The organism is Enterovibrio gelatinilyticus (assembly GCF_028683095.1).
GTDB classification, from domain to species: domain Bacteria; phylum Pseudomonadota; class Gammaproteobacteria; order Enterobacterales; family Vibrionaceae; genus Enterovibrio; species Enterovibrio gelatinilyticus.
The window spans coordinates 1-17,088 of record NZ_JAJUBC010000049.1 but is presented as its reverse complement, the minus strand read 5'-3'; the positions used below and the strand labels follow the sequence as shown (position 1 = coordinate 17,088).

At 44.6% G+C, this 17,088-nt stretch carries 18 protein-coding genes and 1 pseudogene; 14 read left to right on the top strand and 5 right to left on the bottom strand.

Going from position 1 to position 17,088, the window contains the following annotated elements; genetic code table 11:
* Both LRP50_RS24500 and LRP50_RS24495 read left to right on the top strand, forming a co-directional pair.
* Positions 1–259, top strand: a 259-nt coding sequence (locus tag LRP50_RS24500) for a hypothetical protein (protein WP_274167039.1), incomplete at its 5' end; no start/stop codon positions are given.
* A 25-nt stretch (positions 260–284) separates the two neighbouring features.
* Complete coding sequence (locus LRP50_RS24495; RefSeq protein WP_274167038.1) at positions 285–1,625, top strand: SEL1-like repeat protein; 1,341 nt, start codon at positions 285–287, stop codon at positions 1,623–1,625.
* A gap of 48 nt (positions 1,626–1,673) precedes the next feature.
* Here the strand turns inward: LRP50_RS24495 and LRP50_RS24490 are convergent, their stop codons facing one another.
* Positions 1,674–2,027, bottom strand: a complete 354-nt coding sequence (locus LRP50_RS24490; protein WP_274167037.1) for a hypothetical protein — start codon at positions 2,025–2,027, stop codon at positions 1,674–1,676.
* Between the two features lie 250 nt (positions 2,028–2,277).
* Between LRP50_RS24490 and LRP50_RS24485 the strand changes: the two genes are divergently transcribed.
* Entirely contained in the window at positions 2,278–2,508 is a 231-nt protein-coding gene (locus tag LRP50_RS24485; protein WP_274167036.1) for a hypothetical protein, read from the top strand.
* A 108-nt stretch (positions 2,509–2,616) separates the two neighbouring features.
* Positions 2,617–3,708 (top strand): hypothetical protein, encoded by a 1,092-nt coding sequence (locus LRP50_RS24480; RefSeq protein ID WP_274167035.1) that lies wholly within the window; start codon positions 2,617–2,619, stop codon positions 3,706–3,708.
* 22 nt (positions 3,709–3,730) lie between these two features.
* On the opposite strand, the gene LRP50_RS24475 is transcribed toward LRP50_RS24480, so the two are convergent.
* On the bottom strand, positions 3,731–4,084 hold the full coding sequence (locus tag LRP50_RS24475) for a hypothetical protein (protein ID WP_274167034.1): 354 nt from the start codon (positions 4,082–4,084) through the stop codon (positions 3,731–3,733).
* Between the two features lie 339 nt (positions 4,085–4,423).
* Here LRP50_RS24475 and LRP50_RS24470 point away from each other — a divergent pair, with 339 nt between their 5' ends.
* From LRP50_RS24470 to LRP50_RS24450, 5 genes are all read left to right on the top strand, one after another.
* The gene (locus LRP50_RS24470) at positions 4,424–4,942 is read left to right on the top strand and encodes an Hcp family type VI secretion system effector (RefSeq protein ID WP_017007402.1); all 519 of its coding nucleotides are present in this window, start codon (positions 4,424–4,426) and stop codon (positions 4,940–4,942) included.
* Between the two features lie 138 nt (positions 4,943–5,080).
* Positions 5,081–7,267: a type VI secretion system Vgr family protein gene (locus LRP50_RS24465; RefSeq protein WP_274167033.1), complete on the top strand. Its 2,187-nt coding sequence runs from the start codon at positions 5,081–5,083 to the stop codon at positions 7,265–7,267.
* Complete coding sequence (locus LRP50_RS24460; RefSeq protein ID WP_274167032.1) at positions 7,267–8,586, top strand: hypothetical protein; 1,320 nt, start codon at positions 7,267–7,269, stop codon at positions 8,584–8,586. The genes LRP50_RS24465 and LRP50_RS24460 overlap by 1 nt, the downstream gene beginning before the upstream one ends.
* A complete protein-coding gene (locus LRP50_RS24455; RefSeq protein ID WP_274167031.1) occupies positions 8,583–9,554 on the top strand; it encodes a PoNe immunity protein domain-containing protein in 972 nt (323 codons plus the stop codon). Before LRP50_RS24460 ends, LRP50_RS24455 begins: the two co-directional genes overlap by 4 nt.
* Positions 9,551–10,057 (top strand): hypothetical protein, encoded by a 507-nt coding sequence (locus tag LRP50_RS24450; RefSeq protein ID WP_274167030.1) that lies wholly within the window; start codon positions 9,551–9,553, stop codon positions 10,055–10,057. The genes LRP50_RS24455 and LRP50_RS24450 overlap by 4 nt, the downstream gene beginning before the upstream one ends.
* 642 nt (positions 10,058–10,699) lie before the next feature.
* On the opposite strand, the gene LRP50_RS24445 is transcribed toward LRP50_RS24450, so the two are convergent.
* Entirely contained in the window at positions 10,700–11,662 is a 963-nt protein-coding gene (locus tag LRP50_RS24445; protein WP_274167040.1) for a transposase, read from the bottom strand.
* 137 nt (positions 11,663–11,799) lie between these two features.
* Between LRP50_RS24445 and LRP50_RS24440 the strand changes: the two genes are divergently transcribed.
* Positions 11,800–13,107 carry an RHS repeat domain-containing protein gene (locus LRP50_RS24440; protein ID WP_274167029.1) on the top strand — a complete coding sequence of 436 codons (1,308 nt, stop codon included), beginning with the start codon at positions 11,800–11,802 and terminating at the stop codon, positions 13,105–13,107.
* Complete coding sequence (locus LRP50_RS24435) at positions 13,104–13,505, top strand: hypothetical protein (protein ID WP_274167028.1); 402 nt, start codon at positions 13,104–13,106, stop codon at positions 13,503–13,505. Before LRP50_RS24440 ends, LRP50_RS24435 begins: the two co-directional genes overlap by 4 nt.
* A 395-nt stretch (positions 13,506–13,900) precedes the next feature.
* On the opposite strand, the gene LRP50_RS24430 is transcribed toward LRP50_RS24435, so the two are convergent.
* Positions 13,901–14,863 carry a transposase gene (locus LRP50_RS24430; RefSeq protein WP_274167027.1) on the bottom strand — a complete coding sequence of 321 codons (963 nt, stop codon included), beginning with the start codon at positions 14,861–14,863 and terminating at the stop codon, positions 13,901–13,903.
* 217 nt (positions 14,864–15,080) lie between these two features.
* Between LRP50_RS24430 and LRP50_RS24425 the strand changes: the two genes are divergently transcribed.
* The 3 genes from LRP50_RS24425 to LRP50_RS24415 all read left to right on the top strand — a co-directional run bounded on the left by LRP50_RS24425 (position 15,081) and on the right by LRP50_RS24415 (position 16,254).
* The gene (locus LRP50_RS24425; protein WP_274167026.1) at positions 15,081–15,338 is read left to right on the top strand and encodes a hypothetical protein; all 258 of its coding nucleotides are present in this window, start codon (positions 15,081–15,083) and stop codon (positions 15,336–15,338) included.
* Positions 15,339–15,414: 76 nt separating this feature from the next.
* The gene (locus tag LRP50_RS24420; RefSeq protein WP_274167025.1) at positions 15,415–15,735 is read left to right on the top strand and encodes a CdiA C-terminal domain-containing protein; all 321 of its coding nucleotides are present in this window, start codon (positions 15,415–15,417) and stop codon (positions 15,733–15,735) included.
* Positions 15,736–15,810: 75 nt separating this feature from the next.
* The gene (locus LRP50_RS24415; protein ID WP_274167024.1) at positions 15,811–16,254 is read left to right on the top strand and encodes a hypothetical protein; all 444 of its coding nucleotides are present in this window, start codon (positions 15,811–15,813) and stop codon (positions 16,252–16,254) included.
* A 220-nt stretch (positions 16,255–16,474) separates the two neighbouring features.
* Here LRP50_RS24415 and LRP50_RS24410 read toward each other — a convergent pair.
* Positions 16,475–17,085, bottom strand: a pseudogene (locus LRP50_RS24410) (transposase).
* Between the last annotated feature and the right edge of the window lie 3 nt (positions 17,086–17,088).

Sequence of the window (17,088 nt, the reverse complement as noted above, 5' to 3'; positions counted from 1 at the left end):
AGTAAAAGCTCAGGCTATCGTGAAAATCATGGAATGGATATCCCCAAAAGATGACAATGACAAAGATACAAGGTGCTCTCAGTTTGAAAAATCTTTGATACTAATGGAAGGCAATTTAGAGACTGCGCAAAGTCGTCTTGAGAGATGCCGACGATTTGCAGAAGGCTGGAATACGTTAGCTAATTTTATATCCACACTAGATACACGTGGTGTAAGAGACCTCAATTTTAAAGTGAAGGCGAAAAAAACCACTCAATAATTTTCCTCCAATCTTATGTTTAAGAGTGATATTATATGTAAATGACAAAACCTACTTTACAACCGTAAAAAATGCTGTTCTTTATAGAGAATTCTCCAGCGAAAACTACAGTGAATTTTCAGAAAAAATAAAAAACCCTCCCAACTGGGAAGAGAAAAAAATGGGAAATTTTATGACTATTAAAAGAAAGCATATTTTTATAATCGTATTTATTCTTATTGCCACATATATTGCTATTGAAAGCTACCCCAGTGGCTTTCAGCGAAAAATTGCCGAAGGTCCAAGTTTTCTGGCAAGGCAACTGTCTTCATATTTAGATGACAACAAGGTGAATAGTGATCCCTACGCTGCTAGCCGATATCGTCCAGAAGATCCACTGTATGCCCCACTGCTAGCCATCCAATATGGCAACAAAGAGAAAGCGGAAACTCTACTAGCACCTTTAGTAGAAAAAGGCGATTCAGAAGCCATGTTTTGGTTGGCAGAAATCACCTACGGACAAAGTATCTACTCAGGGGATACTGCAGGCGAATTATTTACAAAAGCTGCCAAACTCGGCAATCCATACGCGGCAATTAAATTAGACAGTAGAGACGTTGAATGTACTCGATATATGGGGTATCACTGCAGCGAAGAGTGGGGAGAAAAGGGTAGAGTAATACTTGAAAAATTGGCCGAAAGTGGTGATGCCAGAGCTGGATATTCTCTTTTTCAACATGACGTTATGTTAGAGGGGGGATATGGAGTTTCTTTAGGGGAGGATAGTTTCAGTACTTTGGCAAAAGCTGCCGTTGATGGTGTAAAGGACCATTACTATTACCCGCTAATGACATTACTATATTTTTATCAATTAAATGCTAGCTACCCAGTTTGGGTTATGAGCTACGATTCTGATGACGGCACTTATCTTCTTTCTGAGAAAGATAAAGAAATAATTAAATCTCTATATACGCTATCTGCAAATAATAATGATATCTACTCCATCAATGTAGACTTCTCATATAAAGAAAATGACCAAAAATCAATTATAGGTGAGGAATATATTGATAGCCAAAGAATAAGAACGTTACAGATCTGGAGCACAGAATTTGGATATGCTCCTGCCATTGCAAGAATCGCAACACTAGATAGAGATGCTCTTTTTCAAGGTGCCGCATGGGCAATAGTCAACGATATAAAACGAAATGATCATAGTTTCAATTATGGCAGTTGGCTTACTAGTTTTGAATATATAATTACGAATAAATTTAATCAGAAATTTTTAGACCAAAATGAACTTAGAAAAGCACAAGAGATCTCCAAGGAGCTAATACAAACGCTAACACCGACCATCTATCTCGATGAAAATCAGACTGATATTCTCTAATCATCGTCGTCTTGACTTAAAACCTTGAATACAGGCGACGAATTCAGCCTACCCCAACAACTTCCCCTTAATCCCATTGAACACCGCCAGCACCCTATCATAGGCTGGCTTGTGGTCGGCGATAAACGACAAACAGGCTAAGGCGCTTTCGTCATAATTTTTAGGTAATTTAACATTCAAATCCTTCGAAATGGTTCGGGCGTACTTGAGCTGTTTTTCTGTGGGTAGCTTTAGTTCATCAGGGATCGCTGCATGGATTGTGTCGGTAATATGATCCGCAAATACCGGCCATTGATTGAGGTCAACGGTGGTTTCTTGTTCGAGTCGTAAGAATTTCTTTTGCTCGGCGGTAAGCGAATATTTAAAAGTTACTGCTCCCACGGAAAAGGTTATGTCGTCCACTTCGTTCCCTGATAATGGCGTTTTTATTGCTGAATCTTACCAGTATGAAATGAATTTAAAGTGTCTGAACACTGTGTCGGTGATGTAATTAATGCAGGCACCATCCGATGTTTGTCACCATTCCCTCATTCTATAATTCGGCCAAATCTTGCTCAGCGAGCAACTTTTCGCCCGAACCACAAGCAATCCCTTGCTCAGTCAATCCCAAATTAAACATAACTGTTTGTTTTTATCGGAATTTAAAGCTGGCATGCCCTTTGCTTTTATCACCCGTTTCGTTGCTCGCCAAAATCTTGAGTATCTCGACCTACTGGTCGAAGTTACCTCAAAACATCAGAAACCCAGAGGTTACATTGAAGTGGGTGGCGAAGGTGGCATGATTTTCCAAACCCAGCAAATGTGGTTACTGTTCTTGATGAGTCTAGGTATCCCTGTCTGGCTGCTTTGGAGAAATGGAGGCGTAATGGGATCGACACATTAGAACAGATTTGGATGCAACTATGTCAGCCCAATGAGCCTCTAATACTTGGGTTGCCTATTTACCCAAGGGAGATAAACACCCAACACATTATTATGGCAACGGATTAACATGTTCAGAAAAAACAAAAGCCAAGAACTCGACTTAAAGCAAAAAGAACCTCAGGCAGGCGAGCGCCGAAAATTTCTGTCAGGGGAAGCTGTCTTTTTTTCACCGAAGCCCATGCCTGCGTATTACTTGAAAGACGATGACACAGTGGCCTCTTCAGAAATACTCGACATCAATGATGCTTATATGGACATTGGTGCTCGCTGCCAAGGCAAAGCGTATCAAGTCCAACTAGGGCATATATGTATTAATGCTGTAGGTCTCGTGGTACTTCTCATTCTCATTCATGCTGGATTTACATATAGAGGATCCTTTTTCGAGGCGTTTTTAAAAGGCTTTAGTGAAATAGATGTCGTCGTTTATTTATTTTACGCCATATTCGGTGGCGTCGTATGGTTCGTCACCATCAAGACATCGTTCGATTATGCACGCCAACGTCCCATTCGCTTTCATCGACAACGCCGAGAAGTCTGTTACTACCCTGATGGCAGTAAAACCCCTGTGATAGCACCTTGGGAGCAAATTGTTTCTTGGGTTGCCTTATCTAGAGGCACAACGGGCACCAACGTCATGACAACCTATACATTCGGCATGGCCATTCCGACACCTGACGGCAAAGATTATTGGCTGTTACGCCAACCCGTGTATTCAGTGGGTGAGGCGCAAAGAAAATGGGAAACCATGCGTACATATATGGATGAGCCAAAGAAAAAATGGCCAAGATCTCGACCATTTGTCAAAGAAGACCGCGCCATGTTTGATGCCGAGCGCAAACGTATCTGGTCTAAATTCCTAAAAGGTCCGAGAAAGTGGGTATCGTTCAAATTCACCGATCCGGCAGACTCGTATTTCACCTTATTTTCATATTATTTCTATCATATTCTCGCATGCTGGAAGATCCCCTACATGGTTTCAGAGTGGACTGATAAATTGAATAAAAAGCCATTGCCAGAAAATATCAATGAATGGTCAAAACCACTCCCAAAAGAAAAATGGGAAAAACCCAGTGAAGAGTTACTAGCGCAAAAAGCAGTAATAATGAAACATTTCGAAGCTGGTGGGACACTGGCAGATTTCAATCAAACTAAGGCATAGTTTGCTATTTGCTTAAACATATCTACCCCAACAACTTCCCCTTAATCCCATTGAACACCGCCAGCACCCTATCATGGGCTGGCTTGTGGTCGGCGATAAACGACAAACAGGCTAAGGCGCTTTCATCATAATTTTTAGGTAATTTAACATTCAAATCCTTCGAAATGGTTCGGGCGTACTTGAGCTGTTTTTCTGTGGGTAGCTTTAGTTCATCAGGGATCGCTGCATGGATCGTGTCGGTAATATGATCCGCAAATACCGGCCATTGATTGAGGTCAACGGTGGTTTCTTGTGTGAGACGTAAGAATTTCTTTTGCTCGGGAGTGAGCGAATACTTAAAGGTAACTGCACCCACTGAAAAGGTTATGTCGTCCATTTCGTTCCCTGATAATGGCGTTTTTATTGCCGAATCTTATCAGTACCAAAGCACATTTAGGTGTCTGATCACTGCGTCAGTGATGAAATTAACGCAGGCACCATCCGATGTTTGTCTCCATTACCCCATTCTATAATTCGGCCAAATCTTGCTCAGCGAGCAACTTTTCGCCCGAACCGCGAGCAATTCCTTGCCCCGCCAATTCCCAAATATATATAACCCTTTGTTTTTTTGTTCACAACAAAAGCTGGCACATCCCTTGCGTTATTTCCTGCGTTGTATCACCCGTTTCGTTGCTCGCCATCAAATGGTGAGCTTCCATTGAATAAGGACATCGCAATGCCAACTCCATGTTATATCGCCATCGAAGGCAAAACTCAGGGCAACATCACTGCTGGTGCGTTCACTGCTGACTCTGTCGGCAACATCTACGTCGAAGGCCACGAAGACCAAATGCTGGTTCAAGCCTTTGACCACATTGTAACCGTACCGACTGACCCGCAAAGCGGCCAGCCTTCAGGCCAACGCGTGCATAAGCCGTTCAAGTTCACTGTCGCACTGAACAAAGCCGTACCGCTGATGTACAACTCCCTAGCATCAGGCGAAATGCTGCCAAAAATTGAACTGAAGTGGTACCGCACGTCTGTGGAAGGTAAACAAGAGCACTTCTTCTCGACCATTCTCACTGACAGCACCATCATCGATATCGATTGCCAAATGCCTCATTGTCAGGACGCAAACAAAAAAGAGTTCACCCAACTGGTGACCGTGTCTGTGGCTTACCGCAAGATTGATTGGGAACACACTGTCGCGGGTACTTCGGGTGCCGATGACTGGCGTGCGCCGATTGAAGCCTAAGGCTTCTTCGCAAGGGGCGTAAGCCCTTTGTGACCAACCCGCCTTCAGGGCGGGTTTTGTCGTCAAGCCATGACGCAGGACGACCGGATTTTATTGATATATCGACTCTGACCACACAGGGTCTTGCTGGGATGGTTTATGGCTACGGAAAGCGGTCTCCAATTTACTCTTGCTGTTGAAGGCTTACCTGACGACGCCTTCGCGGTAGTCGGCTTCTCAGGCAGCGACTGCCTGTCTGAACCTTTTCTTTATCAGGTTCATTTAGCCAGCCGACAAGCCACCTTCACGGAAAATGACACCGTTGACCGTAATGTCACCTTAATGTTGTGGAGCGACGGCGAGCTTGAACAACGCTTTCATGGCATTGTGCGCCGCTTTACTCGCGGTGACACGGGGTTCAGCCACACCCGTTATTCACTGGAAATGGTGCCTGCCCTCTCGCGTTTATCCCTTCGTCATAACAGCCGTATTTTCCAGCAGCAATCTGTCCCTGAAATCATGAGTATTTTGCTGCAAGAAATGGGCATTGATGATTATGCTTTCTCCCTTTCAGGCAGCTCACAAACCCGTGAATACTGTGTGCAGTACCGCGAATCTGACCTTGCCTTCTTAACCCGTATCGCCGCTGATGAGGGCATTTTCTATACCTTCTTGCACAGCAAAGACAAACACACGGTGTTGTTCTCTGATGACACGCAGACGTTATCTTCGTCCGGCCTTGCCCTGCCCTATAATGCCACCGTGGGCGGCACTGCCAGTTCAACCTTTGTGAAGGGCTGGCAATTCTCCGCGCAGACTCGCCCTTCCTCCGCCCAACTGAAAGATTACAGTTTCAAAAAGCCCGCGTATGGCTTTTTGCATGACCACGCGGGCACTGAGATGGCCTACCAACGTGGCACGTATGAACACTATGATTTCCCCGGACGTTATAAGAGTGATGCCGCCGGTAAACCCTTTACCCAATACCGCTTAGAGCATCTTCGTCGCGATGCCATCACGGCAACAGCATCCAGCAATGTGCGCCAAATCCAAGCCGGCATGCTGTTTGATTTAACCGACCATCCCGATGAGGCCATTAATCGTGATTGGGTGGTGGTCAGCTCGACATGTGAAGGCACGCAACCGCAAGCACTGGAAGAGCATGGCGGTGAAGGCATGACCACGTACCACAATACCTTCTCGGTTATCCCGGCACACAGGCCTTGGCGCACCACACCGCAGGCAAAACCCTGTGTGCATGGCCCTCAAATTGCCATTGTCACGGGCCCCGCAGGGGAAGAAATCTTCTGTGATGAGCATGGGCGCGTGAAAGTGCAGTTCCCATGGGACCGATACGGCAACAGTGATGATGCTTCAAGTTGTTGGGTGCGCGTATCCCAAGGCTGGGCGGGCGGTCAATACGGCATGATGGCTATCCCTCGCATTGGTCATGAAGTGATTGTTTCTTTCTTAGAGGGCGACCCTGACCAACCGATTATCACTGGTCGCACTTATCACGCCACCAATGTGCCGCCCTACCCGCTGCCTGCCAACAAAACCCGCACGGTTATCAGAACAGAAACCCATCAGGGTGAAGGCTTTAATGAGCTGCGTTTTGAGGACCAAGCCGAGCAAGAAGAAATCTATGTGCATGCCCAAAAGGACATGAACCTGCTGGTCGAGAACGACCGCAAAGACAACATCAAACACGACTTGCACTTGGATGTGGAGAACGAGCGCTTTTCACACATCAAGGTGGATGACCACCTGACGGTCGATGGGCAAAGCAAAGCCCATGTCGCTGGCGATATCAGTCTGACCACAGACAGTTCACTGCACATCAAACAAGGCAAAAAACACCTTCTTGAAGCAGGTTCTGAGATCCATCATAAAGCTGGCGACAAAATCATTATTGAAGCAGGCACGGAAATCACCATTAAAACCGCCGCAGGCTTCGTCAAGCTCGACCCCGCGGGCGTACATCTTTCTGGTGCAGTGGTAAATCTGAACTCTGGCGGAAGTACAGGTAACGGCAGTGGCGCAACACCGACCCTTCCAAGCATTTCCAGCTTATTAACCAGCGTGATTGTCCCAAACTGGGTTGAGTTTGAATATCTAGGCCCTGACATGCAACCTTTCGCCAACACACCTTATCGCGCAATTCTAAGTGACGGTACAGAAGTGTCAGGCACACTCGATGGTGATGGCTATGCCCGCATTGAGGAAGTTCCGGCAGGTCCAGTGCGAATCTATTATGACCCGGATGCAGAATTCGAAGACCCGGAAAGAGAACCTATTGATTCGCTAACCAGTAGCGTTAAATCCTTGCTTGGAGGTAACAGCTGATGTGGGGAAATGACCTTTTCGCGTATCTCTTCGACAATCTTGAAGAAGCCTACAAATCAGGCGAACAATACATCGCTCAAAAAGCACAGGATGCCTATGACTCGACCATTGGTGCTCTCGAGTGGATATGGGAAGCACTTCAGGGGGATTTCAATGCTAATCAAACAACGGGGCAAATCGCCGCAAATGCAGCACTGGGTATCATTCCCATCGTTGATCAGGTGTTGGATTGCCGTGATTTAATCGCCAACTGCCGAAATATCCATAAAGACAAAAGTGATGTAAACGCATGGATAGCCCTTTGTTTTACACTTATAGGCTTAATACCATCACTTGGATCCATTGCAAAAGGTGTTCTAAAGATCCTATTCCTTTTCATCAGGAAAATGGGGGGGGATGTTTCAAAAGCCATTCGTCCCGCAATGGCGCCCATCATCTCCTTCCTACAAAATGAAAAAGTACGAAAAATCTTCGATGTTCCGCGAATTGATATTGCGTTGAAGAAAATCGCTGAGGCCATCAAAAGCGTTGGGAGCCAAGTCAACGCCGCCACTTTGAAAGGATATCTCGACAAAATAGTCAGCGCACTTACAGATACTGTTGCTCAAATTAGGTATTTTGCTCCTGCCAGCGTTAAAGTCTGGCTTGATGAGTCCGTACGTCTTGTACGCTCAGTTCAAAAATCTGCAGACAGCATGCTTGAACCAGCTATTGCCCCCGTGAAAAAGCTTCTCGATGATATCGAACAAGCATTACTCAAACAGGCTGACGAGTATTCACCAAGCTATCGAACTGACGTTAATGCGCGTACGGTTCATGAGTTAGACCCTAGCGTTGCAACGATTAACCCTCGTATTTTAACACGCACACAAAAAGGGTTATATGGTGAGATCATTAGTGACAACCATATGTTAAACAGTGGTCACCGCAACATGCTGCCGGAGTCAAGACAAGTTCGATCTTTAGAAGATACTCCTAGAGGCCGTGGCATAGATGGCATTTACGAAAAGCCGCCGAATGCTTTGCCACCGCCATATATAATCACAGAAACTAAGTATCGCACCGATTCAGGCAAATATATTGACTCAGATGGCTTAGCTAAGGACCGATCGCTTTCGAGACTTCGTGACGGAACGAAGCAAATGAGCGATGATTGGATCCAACCCAGACTTGCTGCCGAAGTTGGACGTGACACCGCCGACGACATCATGGATGAAGGCTATGAGCGATGGCTAATGATTGTCGACGAGTCCGGAGAAGTAGTAAACATTACGAGATTAGATGCCAATGCGAGAAGTATTGAAGAGGTAACGAGATGAAAGAGCAAACGCCGACATTTAATCAGATAAGAAGGGATGCGTTTCTCGAAGAATCTGTTTACGAAGAACAGCGTACGTATTTCAAAAAAGACAATTCAAAACGCTATCTCCATTTGACGGACGAATCCAAAGATATAACTCACCGTGCAAGGATAAGCTGGTCACTCTCTTTGGCCAAATTTGAACACGCTTTGCTGGAATATTCCAGTGGTGAAAATTTAGAAAGCGTACTGCATCTCTCTAACTTAGCTTTTCAAGATTTACAAAGACATAAAGAGCAATTTTCTTTCAAAGTTATCAATTACTGGGAGCCAGACGGCTATCAATTTCTACTTTTGATAACAGGCCTCGCTGTTCTCACTGGTAACACTGATGCGCTTTTTACCATTGCCCGAATCACTGGAAAAAACCCTCATGGCAGTGATGACAAAGCGATTGTTCAATTTTATACCCGTGTTGGCCTGCAAGGTCTACCAAGACAAGATTCGTTTGTTTTCGACCAACCTTACACACACCTATACGATGCAATTAAAGGTGATGGTGTATCACCAACCAAACCCGAACGCCAGACCGCACTCAGTACCTATCTGAAAGGTTGGTACAAGGGTATGAAAAATTGCTATTGGCATAATCGCCATAAAAGCAAACATGCTACTCATTTTGGCTACTGGTCACTGGAATCAGGCGCAGCCACCCTTCTTTTTAATCTTGACGACAGTCAATTCCGCAAATCACTTTATTACCCAAAAGACTGGGTCGACTATGCACGTGAAAAGGATTTTGGCTCTCTGTTCTCTCATCAAAAACTTCCCTTCCATCACATCGCTTTGCCAAATGATGAAGTGCCTGTATCAGCACAGTGGACATCAAATTTGAGCAATGATGTCCTTCGGTTGGAAGCAGGTGAACGCTTTGATGGAAGCAATGAGAACGAGCATGGTGATGCTGTGATTTGGATAAGCCGATGATCAGACTCGGTGCATCCTTTCTCTTTCTCATTTCTTCAGCGGTCGCGTCATGGGAGGGGAGCTACTCCACGCCCGTCGATTCTTGGACTTCACAACAATACATAGTTGGTGAATTTAGCGGCAAGCTCGCAATCGAAAATGCTGGCGATATCTATCTGGCGAAGGAAATGGATCAGTCCGAGAGAGCAGATTTCGCTGAATATCTTTTGATGGATGCTTCCGCGCTGAACGATGCAGCATGTCTGGTGACGCCATCTAAAAGCCGAACATTGATTGAAAAGGCAGCCTCATTCGCAGGCGCTGATGTCACCGAGGTGACTGCTTCCGGTGAATCCGCATTGACGTTTGTGGATGATCAGAACCAAAAATCGATCATTACGCTGACACCAAAGTACAAAATTCGTCAGGTTCTTTGCGTATCGGAAACAGAAATTGAGCTAGCCAAAAGCAAGATCTTCTTCTTTAGCAAGCTACTGGGCATGACCTCTCTGATTAAAAACTAAACACACAATTAAAGAATCAATCATAGGAAATGCAGTTCCATTAGGTGTAACAGGGAGCGATCACGATGCTCCCTGCTCGCTCCATTGACCGTAATTTGACCAAAAGGTAAGCCTTCTCCATTGAAAGTAAGGCTCTACTCTCTTCTTCTTTATTCTACCCACGTATTTCAACTCAGTGTCTTTTTTCATCTTCATTCCCTCCCTCTATTCGGCCAAATCTTGCTCAGCGAGCAAGTTTTCGCCCGAACCGCGAGCAATTCCTTGCTCCGCCAATTCCCAAATATATATAACCCTTTGTTTTTATTGACAACAAAAGCTGGCACATCCCTTGCGTTATTTCCTGCGTTGTATCACCCGTTAAGTAACTGGCAGTAGTAACTGGGACAGTCGCCTTTAGAGGAGACGAAAAATCGGCATGAACGCCTTTTCAGTTTCAGTAGTAACTGGGACAGTCGCCTTTAGAGGAGACGAAAAATCGGCATGAACGCCTTTTCAGTTTCGCGGAATAGTGAGCGATTTTAGATTGGCTTAGCGCTCTTCAGCACAGAAATGACTAAACCTGGTTATACCGGGAGATAACAGGCACACGAAAACCACCAAGACGTTGGTTATTCGAAGAAAACGAGTAACGACTGGGTGATGCTAGCTAACAGGTATACGAAATCCGCATAATCGCTTTCGCCCTAGCAGCGGTAAAGCATCTTTGATAGAGGTTTCAGTGCCCACCAGAGTTCCTTTTTCAACTTGGGCATAAATATCAAGCCACTCGTCAGAGTCAAACCCGAGCCGATTAAGTATCTCAGGTGTTCGGGTATCAATCTTACCCCGTTTATCTTCTCGGCTTTGACGACCAGTCCAATCAACGAGTTCTAGGTAATCCATCAAACGAAAAGGCAGCCCCTCTGGCATCAGCTCTCTCGGGTTTCCTGCAAAAGGAAAGAGGTGACGGGCGGTGGCTTCTTCTTTTTTCAATGACTCAATTCGCGCTTTGACGGACGTATGCTCGGAGGTTTCAAGAGTTTCCGCTATCGCCGCTCTTATTGGATTCAAATCCACATAGGCCATCGCCGCCGCAAGGGCTTTTTCATCGAGTAACGCTTGGCTTTTGAACCGCCCTTCCCAGAAATGACCGGTGCATTTGTCTTCTCGGTTGGCTTGTGACGCAATGTGTTGGTTAAGTAAACGCATGAACCAACTGATTGATGCCAAACGCTCTCGCCATGTCTCAATAATCTCGCTGCTTCGCTCTGCTTCTGCCTCAGAGAGTTCATCACCTTGTACAAGGCGCTGAATCAAAGATGGTCCTTGATGAAACGCCAACCAGCGCTCTACAACTTCATATTGCGTTAATCGCTTGGCTTTATTTTCATGGATATGGAGCACGACGTGATAGTGATTACTCATGATGGCATAGGCGCATATATCAATACAAAAAGCACCCGCCAGTGCGAGCAAGCGTTTTTCAATCCAACCACGACGATGTTCATAACTTTGCTGTGCATGTTCATCATATCCACAAAGAAATGAACGACGCACACAACGCGATACGCAGTGATAGTAAGGAGTAGCCTCAATACTAATGAGGGATGAGCGGGCTTTAGTCATTAAGATATAAGTGACGAGTCGTTGAACAATAACGGGATCATATCGTTCAGCAACGCGGCATTCATCTTGGAGAGCTGTCTTTGAGCCTTGAAGCACTATCAGATGAAACTGACTAATTAGTGCTTTTCTTAAAGTGTGTGTCCCCATTATTCTTCGCCATTATTCTTCGCAATTACCAATATGGCGCTGACGGCAATTTAATTGAAGTGGCTGACAGCCGCTTCGGCACCGTCTTCTACGATTACGACCCCCTTTCTCGCCTTCAGAAAACCCGCGGCGTGGTTGAAGAGTCTTTCGCGCATGATCCAGCAGGTAACCTGCTAGACCAAGTGATTGGTGCGGAAGCAGGTAAAAAGCCGTTCGACGTTGAAGGAAACCAACTCAAGTTTCATGGCGACAGCCACTATGAATACGACGAATTTGGCAGGCTAATCACTGAAAAGCGGGGCAAAGACCAGCGCTTGGTGACAAATTACGACTACGACTGTCAACACCGCTTGGTCAAAGCGTCACTCCCAGATGGTTCATTTGCTCATTACAAATACGATGCCTTTGGGCGACGAATTGAAAAGAAAGTCACCGATAAATTAGGCACGGAGAAAACTACCGAGTTTGTCTGGCAAGGCGACACCTTAATTGCCGAAACAAGCAGCGAGCATTACCAAACATACGTTTACGATCCGGGCACATTCAAGCCAATGGCAATGCTGTCAGGCGAAGGGGCAGATTGCGGGGTTTACCACTACCACCTAGACCAAATCGGCACACCAACAGACATTACCGATTTACACGGTAAATCCGTCTGGTCAGTGCAATACCGCGCTTACGGCAATGTGTTGAGAAAGCATGTCGAAGAGATATCAAGCCCATTGCGTTTTCAGGGGCAGTATTTCGATGAAGAGACAGGACTTCACTACAACCGACACCGCTACTACAGCCCAAGTACAGGTCGATTTGTTACTGCTGACCCTATAGGGCTTGCGGGTGGGTTAAACAACTACCAGTATGTACCGAATCCAACGGGGTGGATTGATCCGTTGGGGTTGGTGAACAAAAAAACCGTTTGTCCAGAAGAAAAAAAACGCATAAACGTAGGTGAAGCGGGTCACCATGCCCCTTCTGTACGAAAGTCAAAAGGCCGTAGCTTCGAGATAAAAAGAAGTGACAAGAATTGGCCAACGTTTCATTTTTTAGGTGATGACACAGGACATGACCACTGGCGTCTGCACGAAGCTGAACGTCAACATATAGGCCCAAGGCAAGGTGACTTTTTAGGCTCAGATCAAGAATTGATTGACGCATACAAAAAGTCATATAAAGAGATAGATGGTGTTAAAATAGATGTTCGCTCACCCAACAATAGCGTTATCCTAGCTAAGAATGTCACACCTTATGAAGGTATTGTTAAAATTGAACTCTATTTGAAAGAGAAAGGTCACTTATGAACTTAAGTAAGCTCCACCAGATCATTAGTTCAAACATTTTAAAAAATTCAGATCTGGGTAATGAAGATAATATCTTAGACCATAGAGATGAAGACCCTTTTGACTCTGCGTGGATTGATATGTATCAAACAATCAATCAAGAGTATGAAAAAAACAAATCAAAAATAGATGAAGAGACTGTAGATTCAATTAGAAAAATTGCATTCTTTTCAAGTGACCAATTTTTTGGGTCTCATGAGATTTCCAGTTATATTTCGGACGACTTTGATCTCATAGCCAAAGGGATTATTACAAACTCACAGGATAAAAGAATAACTTGGTTATTGGATTATTATATAAATAATGGCGTACCGCATTCAGAAATAGAGGAACATGAAAAGTCAATTTCTGATTATTAAATGAAGTTTAGATTTCATACAAAATAATATCACGCAGCTATATTGTATTCAGAAGTGAAGAGCTATGAGGTTTAACTGCCGGGTAGAATCTACCCGGCTCCCTCTAGCGCTAAAGAAACAGCAAAACGGCTTCAATGTCTGAGGCAATCCTTTGCCAATGATATTCAATGTTGGGACATTCCAGTACCCGCATAAATTAGGAATGTCGTTTCTGTAAATGAAGAAACGCCCATTTCTATACCTTCTCAGCTTTGTGAATAATGAGCGATTTTAGATTGGCACAGCGCTCTTCAGCACAAGAACAGACTAAATCTGGTTATACCGAGAGATGACAGGCACACGAAAACCACCAAGACGTTGGTTATTCGAAGAAAACGAGTAACGGCTGGGTGATGCTAGCTAACAGGTATACGAAATCCGCATAATCGCTTTCGCCCTAGCTGCGGCAAAGAATCTTTGATAGCGGTTTCAGTGCCCACCAAGGTTCCTTTTTCAACCTGGGTATAAATGTCAAGCCACTCGTCAGAGTCAAACCCGAGTCGATTAAGTATCTCAGGTGTTCGGGTATCAATCTTACCCCGTTTATCTTCTCGGCTTTGACGACCAGTCCAATCAACGAGTTCTAGGTAATCCATCAAACGAAAAGGCAGCCCCTCTGGCATCGGCTCTCTCGGGTTTCCTGCAAAAGAAAAGAGGTGACGGGCGGTGGCTTCTTCTTTTTTCAATGACTCAATTCGCGCTTTGACGGACGTATGCTCGGAGGTTTCAGGAGTTTCCGCTATCGCCGCTCTTATTGGATTCAAATCCACATAGGCCATCGCCGCCGCAAGGGCTTTTTCATCGAGTAACGCTTGGCTTTTGAACCGCCCTTCCCAGAAATGACCGGTGCATTTGTCTTCTCGGTTGGCTTGTGACGCAATGTGTTGGTTAAGTAAACGCATGAACCAACTGATTGATGCCAAACGCTCTCGCCAAACCTCTATTATTTCAACACATCGTTCTGTTTCTGAATCAGTGAGTGCATTGCCTTGAATGAAGCGTTGAACGAGTGAAGGTCCTTGATGAAACGCCAACCAGCGCTCGGCAACGTCATGTGCCGTCAGCTGTTTAGCTTTATCTGCATTAACATGAAGCACCACATGATAGTGATTGCTCATGATGGCATAGGCACAAATATCAATACAAAATGCGCCTGCTAGCGCGAGTAGCCGTTCTTCAATCCAACCACGACGATGTTCATAACTTTGCTGCGCTTTTTCATCATATCCGCAAAGAAATGAACGACGCACACAACGCGAAACACAATGATAGTAAGGGGTAGCGTCAATACTAATGAGGGATGAACGAGCTTTTGTCATTGAGGTATCAGTCGCGAGTCGTTGAACAATAACGGGATCATATCGTTCAGCAACGCTGCATTCATCTTGGATGAGCTGTCTTTGAGCCCGAAAGCACTATCGGATGAAACTGACTAATTAGTGCTTTTCTTAAAGTGTGTGTCCCCATTATTCTTATAATACTAGTGCCTAATACAAACAAAATAATAACTTCATACCCCAGCAATTAGGAGGAACCATGGAAAAGTACTACTGGTATAGTCAATGTGTGAATTGCAACCAAGGAAGGCTTATCTTGACTGAAGATACAACAAATAAAAGAATGTATTTGCATTGCGAAGAATGCGAGCGAGGTTGGCTAAATCCGCAAGAAGCCCATGATAATTCTAAAGGCTTTCTTGCGCTTGAGGAGGACTTCGAGACAGATAATCCAAACATAGAAACTATTACAATATATGGATGGAAATCCATAGCAATGCACAGCTTCAGCGAATAGTTTCAAAATTTGAATACAAAAACACGCTTTAAGAAATGACACACTTTATTGGAAAGTAACTGGGACAGTCGCCTTTATGATAGGACCACTTGGAGGCGAACCGAAAGGGCGCTACGAAACTCCAGACCCTAAAGACCCAAGGCCTATTATTCGCCAAAATGAGGCGGCTGATTTGTTGGCTGCTAAAGGCTATGATGTAGAGATGTTGCCAGCGACTAAAGGAGGCAATGGTTTTGGTATCAAACCAGAGTCTAACCCTGATTTTTTGATCAACGGGAATGCATTTGATGTTTTTTCTCCTAATACTAAGAATGTCAGGAATATATGGAGCACGGTTGAGTGCAACTCTCAGACTCAAGCGAGTAGAATTGTAATCAATTTAATGATTGAAAAATAGATTCTCTCGATGAACTTTTATTCATTAAGAATGGCGAAATATCTAGGCTCTTACCAAGATAGAAGGTACGGATAAATGTTTTATGTTTTATATTTTTCGACCGAGAGTAGGTTAGATGAAGTCAAAGAATTCCTATCGAAGACTTTACCTGATAGTAAACTCAGCTCGGAGTCAGGTTCGGAATTATCGATATGTGATGACTCATTCACATTAAGAGTCACTACAGATGGGCATAACCTTTCATTTGCGCGAGAGGATTATGGATGTGATTTCAATTATTGCTTTTGGTTTGAAATATTTACAAATAATATTAAATGGTCAACAAAGCTAATAGTAATCACTAATAATCTATTGACTAACATTGCAAATGAACTGGTACTTGAATCAAATGGTGAAAAGCCTTTTATTTTTCATGATTCTTCAGGTGTGTTTATTGATCCTAACTTAGGTGGAAAGGAAAGCTTCCCATTTGGCCTTATCTCTAAAGAATGGAAAGAGAAAAAGCTTAGTAGAGAGTGAAGCTATTACAGACGTAGTAACTGGGACAGTCGCCTTTAGAGGAGACCAAAAATCGGCATGAACGCCTTTTCAGCTTTGCGGAATAATGCGCGATTTTAGATTGGCTTAGCGCTCTTCAGCACAAGAAAAGACTAAATCTGGTTATACTAGGAGATAACAGGCAAACGAAAACCACCAAGACGTTGGCTATTCGAAGAAAACGAGTAACGGCTGGGTGATGCTAGCTAACAGGTATACGAAATCCGCATAATCGCGTTCGCCCTAGCAGCGGTAAAGCATCTTTGATAGAGGTTTCAGTGCCCACCAACGTTCCTTTTTCAACCTGGGCATAAATGTCAAGCCACTCGTCAGAGTCAACAAGTTCAAGATAATCCACCAATCGAAAAGGCAGCCCCTCTGGCATCGGCTCTCTAGGGGTCCCGCAAAAGGAAAGAGATAAGGCGCTGTGCTTTGTTCTTTTCTTAATGACGCTATTCGCCCCTTGACGGACGTGTGTTCTGAAGTTTCAGGCGTTTCCGCTATCACAGCTTGCACGGGGTTTAAATCTACGTAGGCCATCGCCGCCGCAGCGCTTTTTTATCAAGTAATGCATGGCTTTATTTGCATAGATATGGAGCACGGCGTGATAGTGATTACTCATGATGGCATAGGCGCATATATCAATACAAAAAGCACCCGCCAGTACGAGCAAGCGTTCTTCAATCCAACCACGACGATGTTCATAACTTTGCTGCGCTTTTTCATCATATCCGCACGACGCACACAACGCTAAACACAATGATAGTAAGGGGTAGCGTCAATACTAATGAGGGATGAACGAGCTTTTGTCATTGA

Coding starts and splice junctions, on each gene's coding strand:
- LRP50_RS24475 (WP_274167034.1), bottom strand. CDS start 4,084: ATGGACGACATAACCTTTTCAGTGGGTGCAGTTACCTTTAAGTATTCG.
- LRP50_RS24430 (WP_274167027.1), bottom strand. CDS start 14,863: ATGACAAAAGCTCGTTCATCCCTCATTAGTATTGACGCTACCCCTTAC.
- LRP50_RS24445 (WP_274167040.1), bottom strand. CDS start 11,662: ATGACTAAAGCCCGCTCATCCCTCATTAGTATTGAGGCTACTCCTTAC.
- LRP50_RS24420 (WP_274167025.1), top strand. CDS start 15,415: ATGATAGGACCACTTGGAGGCGAACCGAAAGGGCGCTACGAAACTCCA.
- LRP50_RS24480 (WP_274167035.1), top strand. CDS start 2,617: ATGTTCAGAAAAAACAAAAGCCAAGAACTCGACTTAAAGCAAAAAGAA.
- LRP50_RS24425 (WP_274167026.1), top strand. CDS start 15,081: ATGGAAAAGTACTACTGGTATAGTCAATGTGTGAATTGCAACCAAGGA.
- LRP50_RS24470 (WP_017007402.1), top strand. CDS start 4,424: ATGCCAACTCCATGTTATATCGCCATCGAAGGCAAAACTCAGGGCAAC.
- LRP50_RS24460 (WP_274167032.1), top strand. CDS start 7,267: ATGTGGGGAAATGACCTTTTCGCGTATCTCTTCGACAATCTTGAAGAA.
- LRP50_RS24455 (WP_274167031.1), top strand. CDS start 8,583: ATGAAAGAGCAAACGCCGACATTTAATCAGATAAGAAGGGATGCGTTT.
- LRP50_RS24450 (WP_274167030.1), top strand. CDS start 9,551: ATGATCAGACTCGGTGCATCCTTTCTCTTTCTCATTTCTTCAGCGGTC.
- LRP50_RS24415 (WP_274167024.1), top strand. CDS start 15,811: ATGTTTTATGTTTTATATTTTTCGACCGAGAGTAGGTTAGATGAAGTC.
- LRP50_RS24435 (WP_274167028.1), top strand. CDS start 13,104: ATGAACTTAAGTAAGCTCCACCAGATCATTAGTTCAAACATTTTAAAA.
- LRP50_RS24485 (WP_274167036.1), top strand. CDS start 2,278: ATGCCCTTTGCTTTTATCACCCGTTTCGTTGCTCGCCAAAATCTTGAG.
- LRP50_RS24465 (WP_274167033.1), top strand. CDS start 5,081: ATGGCTACGGAAAGCGGTCTCCAATTTACTCTTGCTGTTGAAGGCTTA.